This window comes from Paraburkholderia sp. TE9906, from assembly GCF_056279605.1.
Window position 1 is genome coordinate 650,581 of sequence record NZ_JBWCCT010000005.1, and the last position, 15,154, is coordinate 665,734.

The following is a 15,154-nucleotide window of genomic DNA, read 5'->3' on the forward strand; positions in this document are numbered from 1 at the left end:
TCACATATTCCGACGAGGGATCTGAAACAGGAGACCAAGGATTGCGTCGGCGGCGGTCGCTGGCAACAGACGCAGCAACTTGAGACCGAACGTCAAGCTGAAGGGAAAAGCGATTTCCACGCGGCGGCGGCTCAGGCGCGTCCTGATATACGAAGCGGCTTTCTCGGCGCTCCACATGAAGGGTTTGTTGCCAGGAAAAACGTCGCTCATCGCAGTTCGCACGAAACCGGGCATCACGACCGAAATGCCAATATGGTCGCGTGCGAGAACGGGGCGTACGGAATCACAGTACGCGACGAGCGCGGCCTTGCTCACGCAATAGGCTGGAGAGATTGCCATCCCTCTCAAGCCGGCGAGCGAACTGACAATCGCAATCTGGCCGTGCTGCCGCTTGCGCATGCACTCGACGGCAGGCAGCACCGCGTGCAAGGTACCGTAGAGATTGGTGTCGACGACCTCGGCAGTTCGAGCGGCGCCTTCCCAGTCATCAGTTGAGCGCAGCGTGCTGGCGACGCCCGCATTGGCGATCAGCAAATCGATCGAGTGTTGCGCGTCGAACTCGAAGATCCACCCCTGGAGCGCTGCCGCATCACGAACGTCCATGGTGCCGACTACGACTTCCGCGCCGCGCGCGCGACACTCCTCGGCAACGGCCTCGATACGTTCGGCATTTCTTCCGATCAAGCCGAGCGTGATACCAGGCGCGCAATAACTTAAGGCCAACGCGCGACCGAGTCCGGCACTAGCGCCAGTGACAACGACCACACGCGGCCTATTTGCGCTCACTCGGCCCCCGATTTCAAGCGATGTTCTTTTTGCATGATCTGTAAATGAAATATCCGTTTCTTTTGCAGCAGCCGCGCCCCGCACAAACGTGCGGATCAACATCGAAAAACATGCGAGATTAGAGCGCGTGATGACGGTATCGCTAGTATCGATTTGCGCTGATCAAAAACTTTGAAGCAGTAAAGCTAACGCTTGGAGCGCTAGCTCCATTCGCTGTCTTCGCCTGAATGGGGAACGAAAATGAAGCGCAACCCGGTCGTACCGGGCCAACAGACATTAAAAGATGCGAGGTGGCATGCTGTAGCGCGCCGGGCGCAATCATACAACAAGAGAATTCTTTCCCGCCATTACAATCAACAAACTTTTAAAAAGTCGCGCCTGTGCAACAGATGCGAGTTACCAACTGTTACAGCTAAAATGACAGCGGATGCCGTGACGAAAGAAGGCTTTTCCACCTTCGCGTCACTATTCAAACCGCATACATCGCGAGGATCCGAGCTGCGAGGGGCAAGCTCATTCGCAACGCTTTTCTATTGCAAATCACTTGATTATCTGGAAAAGTCGCAAAGATTTATCGTCGAAGTAATGCGCGATATTTTTGGCCCAAACGTTTGCGCAATCCAGATCACCCATCGACGATGGGAAAATATTCCAATCCTCGATTTTTATTGGCAGGCCGACGCGTTACCCTGTCCGCGCATGGCGATTTCTCGTGTCGGCAACGCGTGTTCACGTCCACTATGGCAACGCGTTCAGCAATCAATATGGCGCTCAAGCTAATACCGACGCGCGCTACGTAGCACCCTCACGCACTCCTCTTTCGACACGACTCTCCGCGTCGACATCGGCAGTAGCGACCCTCACTAAATTAGCGATAGCAGCCCTCTGTAATTGCGCATGGCGATTGCGATCGACATCGCGGACAACGCCGGCAGGACCACGTCCAATACTTTGTATGCATCCCAGCGCCATGGAAACCAGCCGATCGGCCAGGTATACGCATGCGTCTCGAAAGCGAGCGACTCTTCAACATTGAGGGTTTCGAACTCACACTCGAGCTTCTTGCGTGACCAGTACCAGACGATTACGGCCAGCGCTCCAATTTGAAAGTTGAACAAAAGCCCGATCGGCACCTGCACCAGCAATCCCTCGAGGCAGTGGGACAGCGACATGCGCCACCTTGCCGCCGCGAACCAGTCAAGCAGAGCAGTCATTGGGAGGTCCTCCTTGTATCAACATTGCGCGGTTCCAGATTCCACTGGCGTCAGTGTAGCCGCGATGCCGACCTCCCTGCCCACTGCTTACTCCACGGCTAGCCTCCGAGTCCAAACTGTCGTTGTTGCCCGCCCCTGATAAGCTTGCCTCGATGCGAGCGTGAATCTCTTTAGCTGCGCGCGTCTCCCACGCAGAACTGTCGTCACCATTAATGCGGCGCCGCCGACACGCCTATCGACGGCAAGAGGCCACGAGCCTCCACGACCGGAAGCCCCGCGGCACCATCACGATGCCAATGAATGCGGGCTCGCCAAGCCTATTCCCGATTTCCCCTCTAACGTTTGAGTTTTGGGCCGCCCCCCGCGAAAACCGGACACGAGGTAACGCTTAAACTTTGAGGTAGTCTTACGCCTATGTTTAAGCCCAGCTCTAACGTGGAACCGATTGAAGTTCTGACCCAGCCCGAACAGCGCCGCCGGCGCTCCGTCGAGGAGAAGCTCGCGATAGTGCGCGAGACCTTCGAGCCCGGAGCAAGCGTTTCCGGAGTTGCCCGTCGTCATCAGGTGAATGCAAACCAGGTGTTCGCCTGGCGCAAGCTCTATCAGGACGGAAGCCTGTCAGCAGTCAGTGCCGGCGAGCAGGTGGTGCCGGCGTCCGACCTGGCCGAAGCGATGAAGCAGATTCGTGAACTCCAGCGACTGCTGGGCAAGAAGACGATGGAAGTGGAAATCCTCCGCGAAGCAGTGGAGTACGGCCGGGCAAAAAAATTGATTGCGCGCTCACCATTGCTGCCGGGGGACGACCGATGAAGACGGTCTGCGAAGTCCTGGGTGTGTCGCGCTCGAATCTCGCAGTGAAATCAAAGCGAGACGCTGAATGGGTCGACAGGCGCAAGACGCCCGCCCGTGACGACATGCCGCTCGTCGCGGAGCTCCAGGAGTTGGTCGCTGATTTGCCAACTTACGGCTACCGGCGCACCTGGGCCCTGCTACGGCGAAACCGGGACGCACAGGGGCAGCCTCGCGTTAATGCAAAACGGGTTTATCGGGTCATGCATACCCACGGTCTGCTGCTCGAACGCCGCCCGCGCCATGCCCAGTCAACGCGCCGACACGACGGCAGGGTCGCGGTGGACCGGAGCAATGCGCGCTGGTGCTCGGACGGCTTCGAATTCCGTTGTGATGACGGCTCGCCGCTGCGCGTCATCTTTGCACTCGACTGCTGCGACCGGGAAGCCATGAGCTGGGCTGCGACCACTGGAGGCTATACCGGAGACATGGTGCGTGATGTGATGCTTCAGGCTGTAGAAAACCGTTTCGATGGTGCGCTGAAAGCCGACAACGAAATCGAATGGCTCAGCGACAACGGTTCCTGCTACATTGCCGAGGACACGCTGACGTTCTCGAAAAAAGTGGGCCTGAAACCCATCACGACGCCGGTCAGAAGTCCGCAGAGCAACGGCATGGCCGAGAGCTTCGTCAAAACGATGAAGAGAGACTACGTCTCGTGGATGCCCAAGCCGGACGCGAAAACCGCGTTGCAGAACCTGGCCATCGCGTTTGACCACTACAACGAGTCGCATCCGCACAGCGCCCTGAAATACTGCTCACCACGCGAGTTTCGCCAGCGAGCAAATTCACCAACCTAAGCGTGACCGCATGTCCGGTCATGCGGGGGCAAGTCCAAGTTTCGATCCCGCAATACACTACTACTGTCTGATTCGCTTCCAACGAAAAAGCCCCGCAAGACTTCCGTCTTGCGGGGCTTTCCTTCGTGCCGACGCGTTTTACAACTTACCGCGACATCATGTTCATACTGACGTTATGCATGACCCACAACGTCCCGCCAATCACAATAACAGCGGTCAACGCAGTAAAAGCAAACGCCGTCACATTCCAGCGCTGCTCCGAGGACGTATTCATGTGCAGGAAGAACACCAGGTGCACGACGATCTGCACGAGCGCGAGGGCCGCGATCGCGAACAACGCGTTCTGGCCCGTCAACGTCCCCGTCATCACGAGGCCAAATGCCGCGACAGTCAGAATGACGGACAGTACAAAGCCCGTCATATAGCTGCCGAAGCTGCCGTGGCTTCCACCCGAGTGTGCGTTATGGCTATGGTCCATTTAGATCACGCTCGCAAGATAGACAAAGGTGAAGACGCCGATCCACACGACGTCCAGAAAGTGCCAGAAAAGGCTCAGGCACGTCAGACGGATCATGTCGCGTTCGGTCAGGTCGCGGTGACCCAGCACCTGAACGGCAAGCACTACCATCCAGATCAGGCCGAACGTGACGTGCAGACCGTGCGTGCCGACCAGCGTGAAGAACGACGACAGGAACGCGCTGCGGCTCGGACCCGCGCCTTCGGCGATCAGGTGCGAGAACTCGCGCATTTCCAGCACGAGGAACGCGAGGCCCAGCAGGAACGTCACGCCGAGCCAGAAGAGCAATGCGCCCTTGCGGTTCTTGTGCGCGCCCAGCATCGCGAAACCGTACGTGATACTGCTCAGCAGCAGCATCGTCGTTTCCAGCGCCACGCCCGGAATCTCGAACAGATCCTTACCGGTCGGGCCGCCGGCGAACTGGTGGCTCATCACCGCGAACACTGCGAACAGCGACGCGAAGATGATGCAGTCGGTCATCAGGTACAACCAGAAGCCGAATACCGAATGCGACGGCGGGTGATCGGCGTGATGCGCATCGTGGTGATGCGAGTCGGCCGTAAGCGTATTGTTTGACATCAATCCACCTCCAACGCGACCGGCGCACCGGCACCGGAGCGTTTCTCTTCAATCGCCGCAACCGTGGCGGCCGGGATGTAAAAGCCTTCGTTCTTCTGCCAGCTGTAGACGATCACAGTAGCGATCGAGCCGACCAGACCGACAATGGCGAGCCACCAGATGTGCCACACAGCGGCAAAACCCAGCACCAGCGAGAATATGGCCACGACCAGACCCGCGGACGTATTCGACGGCATGTGAATGTCGCGATACACCGGCTTCGGCTGATCCTTGCGCGACTTCATTTCAGCGAATGCATCCAGTTCACGCACGTCCGGAATGATCGCGAAGTTGTACGACGCCGGCGGCGAGCTCGTTGCCCATTCCAGCGTGTGACCGTCCCACGGATCGCCCGACAGGTCGCGGTTTTCCGGCTTGTTGCGATCGCGCAGGCTAACCACCAGCTGCACCACCTGACAAGCGATACCGATTGCGATCAGAACCGCACCGACCCACGCGAACATCAGCCACGGATGCCAATCCGGATTGTCATAGTGATTCAGACGACGCGTCATGCCCATGAAGCCCAGCACGTACAGCGGCGTGAACGCAACCCAGAAACCGATCTGCCAGAACCAGAACGATGCCTTGCCCCACGCCTCATTCAGCTTGAAGCCAAAAGCCTTCGGGAACCAGTAGTTGAAACCGGCGAGGTAGCCAAACAGCACGCCACCGATAATCACGTTGTGGAAGTGAGCGATCAGGAACAGGCTGTTGTGCAGCACGAAGTCCGCGCCCGGAATCGCCATCATCACGCCGGTCATACCGCCGATTGTGAAGGTGACCATGAAACCGAGGGTCCACAAAATCGGCGTCGTGAATTGCAGACGGCCCTTATAGATCGTGAACAGCCAGTTGAACACTTTCACGCCGGTCGGGATGGCAATGACCATCGTCGCGATACCGAAGAACGCGTTGACGTCAGCGCCCGAACCCATCGTGAAGAAGTGGTGCAACCACACGAGGAACGACAGCACCATGATCGCGCAGGTCGCCCACACCATCGTCTTGTAGCCGAACAGCGGCTTCTTCGCGAAGGTCGCCACGACTTCCGAGAAAATACCGAACGCCGGCAGGATCAGGATGTACACCTCAGGGTGACCCCATGCCCAGATCAGGTTCAGGTACATCATCGCGTTGCCGCCGGCATCGTTCGTGAAGAAGTGCATGCCGAGGTAACGGTCCAGACCGAGCAGCGCGAGCGTGACGGTCAGGATCGGGAACGCCGCCATGATCAGCACGTTCGTGCACAGCGCGGTCCACGTGAACACCGGCATCTTCATGAACGTCATGCCCGGCGCGCGCATCTTCACGATAGTCACGAAGAAGTTCACACCCGTCAGCAACGTGCCGATACCGGAGAGCTGCAGACTCCACAGGTAATAGTCGACCCCGACACCCGGACTGAACTGCAATTCGGACAACGGCGGATAAGCGAGCCAGCCCGTTTGCGCGAATTCACCGATCACCAGCGAAATGTTGATCAAAATCGCGCTGATCGCGGTCATCCAGAAGCTCAACGAGTTCAGGAACGGGAATGCAACGTCGCGGGCACCGATCTGCAACGGCACGATGATGTTCATCAGGCCGACCATGAACGCCATCGCCATGAAGAAAATCATGATGACGCCGTGCGCGGTAAAGATCTGGTCGTAATGGTGCGGTGGCAGGAAGCCTGGCGCGTTATACGACAGTGCTAGCTGGGTACGCATCATGATTGCGTCCGCAAAGCCGCGGAACAGCATGATGAGCGCAACCACGATGTACATCACGCCCAGCTTCTTGTGGTCGACCGACGTGAGCCATTCGGTCCACAGGTAACGCCACTTGCCAAAATAGGTGATCAGACCCAGAACCAGCGCACCGCCGAGGGCGATCCCGGCAGCCGTCACCATGATGATCGGCTCGTGGTACGGGATCGAGTCTAGTGAGAGTTTTCCGAACATGCTTATCCCTTCGGCCCGCAGTTGGCGTCCTTCATGTTGTCCATGACGTTACCGTTGTTGTATCGGGCAATGATGTTGTGAAAGAGCTTCGGATCGACCGACGAGAAGTAGCGCACCGGATCCTTCTCGCTCGGCGCCGATACCGTGTGGTAGCGGTCCATGCTGAGGTTATCCGACGACGCGCGCACTTTCGCAACCCATGCGTTGAACTCTTCCGGCGACTTGGCGAGCGTACGGAACTTCATGTCCGAGAAGCCCTTGCCGCTGAAGTTGGCCGCGGTACCGGCGTAGTCACCGGCCTCGTCCGCGATCAGATGCAGGCGCGTTTGCATGCCTGCCATCGCGTAGATCTGGCCGCCGAGCTGCGGGATGAAGAACGAGTTCATCACCGTGTCGGAGGTGATCACGAAGTTCACCGGCGTGCCGACCGGGATCGCGAGCTGGTTCACCGACGCAATACCGAGGTCGGGATAAATGAACAGCCATTTCCAGTCGAGCGCGACGACTTCGACGTTGATCGGCTTGACCTGCGACTCGAGCGGACGGTACGGATCGAGCTCATGCGTGCTCTTCCACGTCAACACGGCCAGGAACAGAATGATCAGCGTCGGAATCGTCCAGATGGCGATTTCGATACCTGTTGAGTGAACCCACTTCGGACGGTATTCAGCGCTTCTATTCGATGCGCGATAACGCCATGCAAACAGCAGCGTGAGGAAGATCACCGGAACGACAACAATAAGCATGGCCCAGGTGGAGGTCGCGATCAGATCACGTTCCGCCAGTCCCACACTCCCCTTCGGATTCAGGATATCGAGGTTGCTGCAACCCGAGAGCAACAACACGAGGCCGGCGGAAAGGAAACTTAACGACCCGCGTAGAGTCTTTCCTTTCATATCGTTTGCCTCTCTTTTACGACTTCAACGAACGTCATTCGACCGCTCTCCATTAATAAGCGCTCGCATAATAGGGGCGCGTCGATCGGCGATAAAGCCTCGATTTCGCAACGATCTATTGCGTCGCGCCACAGTGCGACACGTTGCCGCACACCTGTGCGCAAGCGGGGGTTGCAATGCTCTACTGCAAAGCACTGAAAAGTTGACGCATCACAAAAAGTCCCCTGAAAAAAGCCCTAAAAACGTAGCGCGGCCTAATGGCCGCTCCGCGCGAGAGGTGCGCCGGGGATTTCTGCCGATGCGTGAAGCTGCGTATGCGAAGCAGCATCCGCGAATACGCATGCTGCAAGCGCACCACACCTCTTGACATCAGCCCGGCGTGCGGACCGTGGTGGCCACCGGCGCCGGCGCAGCGGCTTGCAGATGCTCGCCACCGTCAGGCGCAGTGTCGTCCGCGGGATGAGCCGAGCGCTCCGACTGAGCGAGCAGCGTGCCGACCGACGGATCGATCGCATCGGTAAACGGCTTCGGGTAGAGACCGATGGCCAGCACCAGCACGGCCATCGCGCCGAGCAGCACGAACTCGCGATTGCCGAGGTCCTTCAGTTTCGCGACGCGCGCATTGGCGATCGCGCCGAAGATCACGCGCTTGTACATCCACAGCGTGTAGGCGGCGCTAAGCACCAGCGTCGAAGCGGCGATCGCGCCGATCCAGAAGTTGAAGCGGATCGCGCCCATCAGCACCATGAATTCGCCGACGAAACCCGACGTGCCCGGCAGACCGATGTTGGCCATCGAGAACAGCATCACGAACGCGGCAAAACGCGGCATGGTGTTGGCGACGCCGCCGTACTCGGCGATCGATGCGGTCTTCGTGCGGTCGTAGAGCATGCCCGTGCACAGCAGCATCGCGCCGGACACCACGCCGTACGACAACATCTGCACGATCGCGCCGGCCTGGCCGATGCGGTTGAACACGAACAGACCGAGCGTCACGAGGCCCATGTGCGCAATCGTCGAATACGCGAGCAGGCGGCGCATGTCGGTTTGCACGAGCGCCAGAAGGCTCGAGTAGATCACCGCGATCAGCGACAGCGTGATCATCATCGGCGCGAAGAAGTGGCTCGCTTGCGGCGCGATCGGCAGCGCGAAACGCAGCAGGCCATAGCCGCCCAGCTTCAGCATGCCGATCATCACCGCCGCGCCGGTCGGGCCGTCGAGGTGGACGTCGGGCAGCCACGTATGCACCGGCCACATCGGCACCTTCACGCCGAAGGCGGCGAGGAAGCCGAGGAAGATCAGCATCTGCGGCACCGTGCCGAGTTGCGTTTCACGCCACAGCGCGAGGTCGAAGCTGTGCGTCTGGCTGTACAGGTAGAGCATCGACATCAGCATCATCAGCGAACCGAGGAACGACACGAAGAAGAACTTCACCGCCGCGTACGAGCGGTTCGAATGTCCCCACGTGCCGATCAGCAGATACAGCGGAATCAGCGTCGCTTCGAACGAGATGAAGAACAGCATGCCGTCCATCGCCGTGAAGACGCCCTGCATGAAGCCCGACAGCATCAGGAACGCGCCGAAGTACTGCGCGGTCCGCTCGGTGATCGACTCCCACGACGCGACCACGATGATGATCGTGGTGAGCGCGGTCAGCGCGACGAGCCACAGCGAGATCCCATCCACGCCCACATGCCAGGCGATATCGAACGTCGGCGACCAGCGGGCGTTCTCGACGAACTGCATCGACGTGACGTCGTTGCGGAAATTCGCGACCAGCGGAATCACCGGCAGAAAACCTGCGACCGCGCCAGCGAGCGCGAGCCAACGGGTGCGGCTACGTGCCGCGTCAGATCCGGCACGCAAAACGACGAGCCCGGCGACAATAGGGATCCAGATGAGAAGGCTAAGAAGAGGCAATGGCATGTGCTCTGTCAAAAACTTGAAGTACAAAACGCCGCATCAACGCCTTCAAAACTGAAAGCATTGAAATGGATATGTAAGCTGGATATCGCTGAAATTGACGTGGAAGCGGTGGCGTCCGCTACACGTTTACCCGCAGTCGAATGACCAAGGGTGGGAGATTACCAAGATAAGAAAACTTTTGCAGCGCAACAACGTTACAACGCCCTCCACAATAGATTATTGCCCCACAAGCGCTTGCGAAACGCATAGAAATGTGCGCCTGCACAAGCTCGCTTGAGCCTAAAGTGAGCGGCGGATTTTATAAACAGAAGATAACAAATTGGCAGCAAATTAGCCGCTCTTGCAGTATCGATTCCGGGGATGGACAAAGCTGGAACGGATCGTGCTGTTTTGCAGCGCCTGCTGGACGCCGATTTTGGGCCTTCGGCAAATAATTCGCCCGTTTACGAACGAAAAAAATTTTTGGTCCGGCACTCTAAATCCGCATCGAACTCCATCTGAAAAAAGGCGCTGAAATCAGGGCAACGGTTCATGTCCGTGCACAGTCCCAGGCGATGCTTTCTGCTTGCGCATGACTTACAGATGCCGAATATACTTCGGCGGTCTGCAGGCGAATCGGCATCCGACGACGCATAATCGGTCCCCTGCCCGGACACCGCCCTTCGCCCGTCAACTTTCCGGATCCCGCATGGCGTTTCGTGACGAAGCTGTCGTTCCCGCACTCGAGTGCCGCGGGCTGAGCAAGCAGTACGGCACGGGCCGCATCGTCCTCGCGCGCCTCGACTTCACACTGCGTCCCGGAGAATTTGTCGCGATCATGGGCGACTCCGGGGTTGGAAAATCGACGCTGCTCAATCTGATCGCGGGACTGGACAGCGCGGATAGCGGCGACGTCATCATCGACGGCACTCCCGTCGCGCGGCTGGACGACAACGCGGCGACCCGTCTGCGCCGGCAAAAACTCGGCTTCGTATTCCAGGCGTTTCACGTACTGCCGCATCTGACGCTCGCGCAGAACGTCGCTCTGCCGCTACTGCTCAACGAGCTTCCTGCTACCGGCGCGCTCGACATGCTCGCGGCGGTCGGCCTGAACGGCCGAGGCGACGATTTTCCGCGACAACTCTCCGGTGGCGAACTGCAGCGCGTCGCGATTGCGCGGGCTCTCGTGCATCGTCCGAAGCTGATTCTCGCCGATGAGCCGACAGGCAATCTCGACCCCGATACCGCACACGAGGTGCTCGGCCTGTTCCGCGCGCAAAGCAAGGCGACCGGCGCGGCCACGATCATGGTGACGCACTCGGAAGCCGCGGCGGCGGTGGCCGACCGCATCGTGATTCTGAGCGAAGGCGGCTTGCACGCGCCCTCGGCCGGGCACGCGCTTTTCGGCCACGCTTTCCCAAACGAATCCCCTGCGCGTTCTGCCGACGATGCGCGCTGATTTCCAGCCCCTGCTGCGCACGCGGGGACACCGCGTTCTCGCACGCTGGCTGCTGGGCGCCGAATGGCGCAGTCATCGCGGACGCGCCCTGGTTGCCGTCGCGACGATCGCGCTCGGTGTCGCGCTAGGTTACGCGGTGCAACTGATCAACAGTGCGGCCTTCAACGAATTCTCGGCGGCTGCCCGCAGCCTGTCGGGCGAAGCGGATCTGCAAGTGCGCGGTGCGCAGCCTTTCTTCGAGGAGTCGCTCTATCCGCGTCTGTCGAACGAAACCGGAGTAGCGCTAGCGAGCCCGGTGCTCGCCCTCGATGTCAGCGTACCCGGTCAGAGTACGGCGTTGCAGGTGCTCGGCACCGACGTCTTCAAGGCGAGCAGGATCGCGCCCGATCTGACCGGCGTGCCGTCGCCGGACCGGCCGTTTGATACGCTCGCGTCCGATACCATGTTTCTCTCGTCGGCCGCTCAGCAGTGGCTGCACGTAAAAACCGGCGACGACGTGGCGCTGCAAAGCGGCACGTCGATCATGCATTTTCGCGTTGCAGGCGGCCTCGTGAGGACCCGCCCGGGTCAGCGGATCGCGGTGATGGACATCGCCGCCGCTCAGTGGAAGTTCGGCAAGCTCGGCAAGCTGTCGCGTGTCGACGTGCAGCTGGAGCGTGGCGTCGATCGGCAACGCTTCAAGCGCGATCTGCAGGCGCGACTTGGCAATCAGTGGGTGGTCGCCGAAACGCGCGACGCCGAAAGCCGCACCGATCGTCTGTCCCGCGCTTACCGGATCAACATGAACGTGCTCGCGCTGGTGGCACTCTTCACCGGCGCTTTCCTCGTATTTTCGACACAGGCGCTGAGCGTCGTGCGGCGTCGCGCGCAGTTCGCCATGCTACGCGTGCTCGGACTGACGCGCGCTCAACTGCTGCGTCAGATCCTGCTGGAAGGCGCGCTACTGGGGCTGCTGGGTTCGCTGTCGGGGCTTACGCTGGGTTATGCAATGGCACGCGGCGCGTTGCATTTTTTCGGCAGCGATCTCGGTGGGGGCTACTTTCCAGGCGTGCAGCCGCAGGTCGGTTTCGAACCGTTGGCCAGCGCATTGTTTCTGATTCTCGGCATCGCAGTGTCGGTATTGGGCAGCCTCGCGCCTGCGCTGGAGGCGGCGCGCGCGCGGCCCGCGGCGGCGCTCAAGGCAGGCGCAGAGGAAGGCGCGTTGGCCCGGCTCGCCACGCCATGGCCCGCGCTGCTCTGCCTCGTGGCCGCTGCATGTCTTACGCAATTGCCGCCATGGTTCGATGCGCCGATTGGCGGCTATGTCGCCGTCGCGCTGCTGCTAGTCGGCGGGATCGCGCTGATGCCGCGCGTTACCGCGCTGATATTCGGCGCGGCGGGCCGCGTGTTCGCGAGGCGCCGCCGCGTGGGCGCAGCGAGCACGCTCGCGCTGGCGCGTCTCGCGAATGCGCCGGGCCACGCGTCGATCGCAATGGGCGGCGTGTTGTCGAGCTTCGCGCTGATCGTCGCAATGGCGATCATGGTGGCGAGCTTTCGCGTGTCCGTCGAAGACTGGCTGGTTCATCTGCTCTCCGCCGATCTCTACGTGCGGGTGGCACCGAACGGCGACACCGGCGGGTTACGCCCCGACGAGCAGAATCTGCTCGCGAACGTGCCCGGCATCAGGAGCGCCGCGTTTGCCCGCACCTCGCGTCTCACGCTCGATCCAGCGCGACCGGACGTCGCCGTACTCGCACGTGAAATCGACGCTGCGGAGCCTGGCGCGAATCTGCAGATGACCGGCGCAATATTGCAGCCCTCCGAATTGCGCAGCGGCGAAACGCCTGTTTGGGTGTCCGAAGCAATGGTCGATCTCTATGGATACAGGCTCCGTCAGCGAGTGAAGTTGCCGCTCGGCGGCAACGGCCATGTGTTCGTCGTGGCGGGCGTATGGCGCGATTACGTGCGGCAGAACGGCGCGATCCAGATACGGCTTGTCGACTACCGGCATCTCACCGAGGATACGAGTGCGACCGATATTGCCGTTACCGTTCAACCGGGAGTGCGCGTTGACAGCGTAATGGCCGGACTGCGCGCATTGCCGTTCGGCGCGTCGCTCGACCTGTCGCGACCGGACGAGATTCGCGCGCATACGCTGGTGATCTTCGATCGGAGTTTTGCGGTCACTTATCTGCTTGAAGCGGTCGCTATCGTGATCGGCCTGTTCGGCGTCGCGGCGACGTTTTCTGCGCAGGCGCTCGCACGGGCCCGTGAGTTCGGCATGCTGCGGCACGTCGGCGTGACACGCGCGCAGATTCTCGCAATTCTCGCGCTCGAAAGCGGCATGCTCACGGCTTGCGGCATCGCGATGGGCTTCGTGCTCGGCTTTGCGATCAGCCTGATTCTCGTGTTCGTCGTCAATCCGCAGTCGTTTCATTGGAGCATGTCGTTGCATGTGCCTTGGACGGTGCTGGGGACGGTCGCACTAGTCATGCTGGCTTCGTCATGCTCGACGGCGGTGATCTCGGGACGCAGCGCGGTCTCGGTGGACGCGGTGCGCGCGGTGAAGGAGGATTGGTGATGGGGGTGTTGGCGAGGGATTCGGCGAGGGATTCGGCGAGGGATTCGGCGAGGGATTCGGCGAGGGATTCGGCGAGGGATTTGGCGAGGGATTTGGCGAGGGATTTGGCGCGCGGTTTGGTACGGGATCCGGCCTGTAATTCGGAGTGGAATTCAGCGCGTGGGGCGATGCCTGAGGGAGCAGCCCGCTTTGATGTAACCGGCGGTTCTTGCTTCACTTCGCACAGAATCGCGTCTCGAGTTACGCCCTGGATTGCGCTGGCCATACGGAAGATTTTCGCATCTCATGTTATTGAGGCGGCCTCGCCGCGCGAGATGCCATGCGCAGCGCCTGCTTCTTCCCCTTCGGGGACAACTCCGCCGCGATTGCGCCCTCGCCTTCGCGGCCTGCTTTGCCTTGGCTTGCTCGCTGCGTCGTCCGCGTTCGGCGCACCTGCTGAATTCGCCGCTGTCACGCCGGACCATCCGGTTTCCTTGCCGCAGGACAGCGGCGCTCACCCGGCGTTTCGCACCGAATGGTGGTATGCGACGGGTTGGCTCACCACACCGGACAATCAGCCGCTTGGTTTTCAGATCACGTTTTTCCGCTCGGCGACGGATCACGACGCAGCCGATCCGAGTACTTTCGCGCCGTCGCAGTTGATCATTGCGCATGCCGCGTTAAGCGATCCTGCACTTGGACACCTGGCCCATGATCAGCGCATCGCGCGTCAAGGCTTCGGACTCGCCTATGCGCAGCCGGCCAATACCGACGTCAGGCTCGATGCATGGAAAATCATTCGCACTGCAGAGGGCCGCTATGACGTCAATGTCGACGCTAACGGGTTCTCGCTGCATCTCGCACTGACCCCGACGCAAGCTCCGTTGATTCAGGGTGATCGCGGATATTCGCGCAAAGGTCCACGACCGGAACAGGCGAGCTATTACTACAGCGAGCCGCAACTGCGCGTGACTGGCAGCGTAGTGCGTCCAAATGGGTTGGCGGGTTCGGCGCGCGGGAATATCGCCGTGACCGGCATGGCGTGGCTGGATCACGAGTGGTCGAGTACGCTACTCGACGCCAATGCCGTTGGATGGGATTGGCTGGGGGCGAACCTCGCTGACGGCTCGGCCCTGATGGCGTTCAGGATACGCAGTCGCAATGGGCACGCGATGTGGGCGCATGCGGCCCTTCGCGATCCTGCTGGTCGGGTCACCGCATTTGGCCCTGACCAGGTCGTGTTCACGCCGGTTCGCACCTGGCGCTCTGCGCGCACGAACACGCTGTACCCCGTTTCGATGGACGTCGGAACAGGCCCGCTGAAGTGGCGGCTGGATCCGCTGATGGACGATCAGGAACTCGATTCGCGGCTGTCAACGGGCGCGGTGTACTGGGAAGGGGCGGTGAAGGTGAGCCGCGAAAGCGTCGAGGTGGGACGGGGTTATCTGGAGCTGACCGGTTACGCAGACGCGCTGCGGATCGGGAAGCGCTGAGGTACGGGTGTGGAGCGTACGGGCGAAGCCGCCGCCTGGTCTTTTTCCGTTAGTCCGCACGACGCTGTTCCCGCGTCCGCTCCCACGCCGTAAACGCAGAAACCCCACCTTTTGGGGGTGGGGTTTCTGTTG

Annotated in this window: 12 protein-coding genes; 5 read left to right on the forward strand and 7 right to left on the reverse strand. The window is 60.4% G+C overall.

What is annotated here, in order from left to right; translation table 11 throughout:
- Entirely contained in the window at window positions 1-786 is a 786-nt protein-coding gene (locus ACZ9H4_RS16880) for an SDR family NAD(P)-dependent oxidoreductase (protein WP_476119853.1), read from the reverse strand.
- A gap of 240 nt (window positions 787-1,026) precedes the next feature.
- Between ACZ9H4_RS16880 and ACZ9H4_RS16885 the strand changes: the two genes are divergently transcribed.
- Complete coding sequence (locus tag ACZ9H4_RS16885; RefSeq protein ID WP_476119819.1) at window positions 1,027-1,566, forward strand: hypothetical protein; 540 nt, start codon at window positions 1,027-1,029, stop codon at window positions 1,564-1,566.
- Window positions 1,567-1,649: 83 nt separating this feature from the next.
- Here ACZ9H4_RS16885 and ACZ9H4_RS16890 read toward each other — a convergent pair whose 3' ends face one another.
- The gene (locus ACZ9H4_RS16890; protein ID WP_476119821.1) at window positions 1,650-2,000 is read right to left on the reverse strand and encodes a hypothetical protein; all 351 of its coding nucleotides are present in this window, start codon (window positions 1,998-2,000) and stop codon (window positions 1,650-1,652) included.
- A gap of 444 nt (window positions 2,001-2,444) precedes the next feature.
- Here ACZ9H4_RS16890 and ACZ9H4_RS16895 point away from each other — a divergent pair.
- Window positions 2,445-3,649 (forward strand): IS3 family transposase gene (locus ACZ9H4_RS16895; protein ID WP_476119855.1). Its coding sequence is split into 2 segments (ribosomal slippage): window positions 2,445-2,769 and window positions 2,769-3,649, totalling 1,206 coding nucleotides; the frame shifts between segments, so codons are not numbered across the junction.
- A gap of 145 nt (window positions 3,650-3,794) precedes the next feature.
- Here the strand turns inward: ACZ9H4_RS16895 and cyoD are convergent.
- The 5 genes from cyoD to ACZ9H4_RS16920 all read right to left on the reverse strand — a co-directional run bounded on the left by cyoD (window position 3,795) and on the right by ACZ9H4_RS16920 (window position 9,552).
- Complete coding sequence (gene cyoD / locus ACZ9H4_RS16900; protein WP_121321938.1) at window positions 3,795-4,127, reverse strand: cytochrome o ubiquinol oxidase subunit IV; 333 nt, start codon at window positions 4,125-4,127, stop codon at window positions 3,795-3,797.
- A complete protein-coding gene (gene cyoC / locus ACZ9H4_RS16905) occupies window positions 4,128-4,745 on the reverse strand; it encodes a cytochrome o ubiquinol oxidase subunit III (RefSeq protein WP_408149483.1) in 618 nt (205 codons plus the stop codon).
- Entirely contained in the window at window positions 4,745-6,730 is a 1,986-nt protein-coding gene (gene cyoB, locus ACZ9H4_RS16910; RefSeq protein ID WP_408153328.1) for a cytochrome o ubiquinol oxidase subunit I, read from the reverse strand. Before cyoB ends, cyoC begins: the two co-directional genes overlap by 1 nt.
- A gap of 2 nt (window positions 6,731-6,732) precedes the next feature.
- Window positions 6,733-7,626 (reverse strand): ubiquinol oxidase subunit II, encoded by an 894-nt coding sequence (gene cyoA, locus ACZ9H4_RS16915; protein WP_408149479.1) that lies wholly within the window; start codon window positions 7,624-7,626, stop codon window positions 6,733-6,735.
- Between the two features lie 369 nt (window positions 7,627-7,995).
- Window positions 7,996-9,552, reverse strand: coding sequence for an NADH-quinone oxidoreductase subunit M (locus ACZ9H4_RS16920; protein ID WP_408153327.1), 1,557 nt, complete (start codon window positions 9,550-9,552; stop codon window positions 7,996-7,998).
- A gap of 688 nt (window positions 9,553-10,240) precedes the next feature.
- Here ACZ9H4_RS16920 and ACZ9H4_RS16925 point away from each other — a divergent pair.
- The 3 genes from ACZ9H4_RS16925 (at window position 10,241) to ACZ9H4_RS16935 (ending at window position 15,022) form a co-directional block, all read left to right on the forward strand.
- The gene (locus tag ACZ9H4_RS16925) at window positions 10,241-10,990 is read left to right on the forward strand and encodes an ABC transporter ATP-binding protein (protein WP_408149475.1); all 750 of its coding nucleotides are present in this window, start codon (window positions 10,241-10,243) and stop codon (window positions 10,988-10,990) included.
- Entirely contained in the window at window positions 10,980-13,550 is a 2,571-nt protein-coding gene (locus tag ACZ9H4_RS16930; RefSeq protein ID WP_476119825.1) for an FtsX-like permease family protein, read from the forward strand. The genes ACZ9H4_RS16925 and ACZ9H4_RS16930 overlap by 11 nt, the downstream gene beginning before the upstream one ends.
- Before the next feature lie 314 nt (window positions 13,551-13,864).
- Window positions 13,865-15,022 (forward strand): lipocalin-like domain-containing protein, encoded by a 1,158-nt coding sequence (locus tag ACZ9H4_RS16935; protein ID WP_476119857.1) that lies wholly within the window; start codon window positions 13,865-13,867, stop codon window positions 15,020-15,022.
- Window positions 15,023-15,154 lie beyond the last annotated feature (132 nt).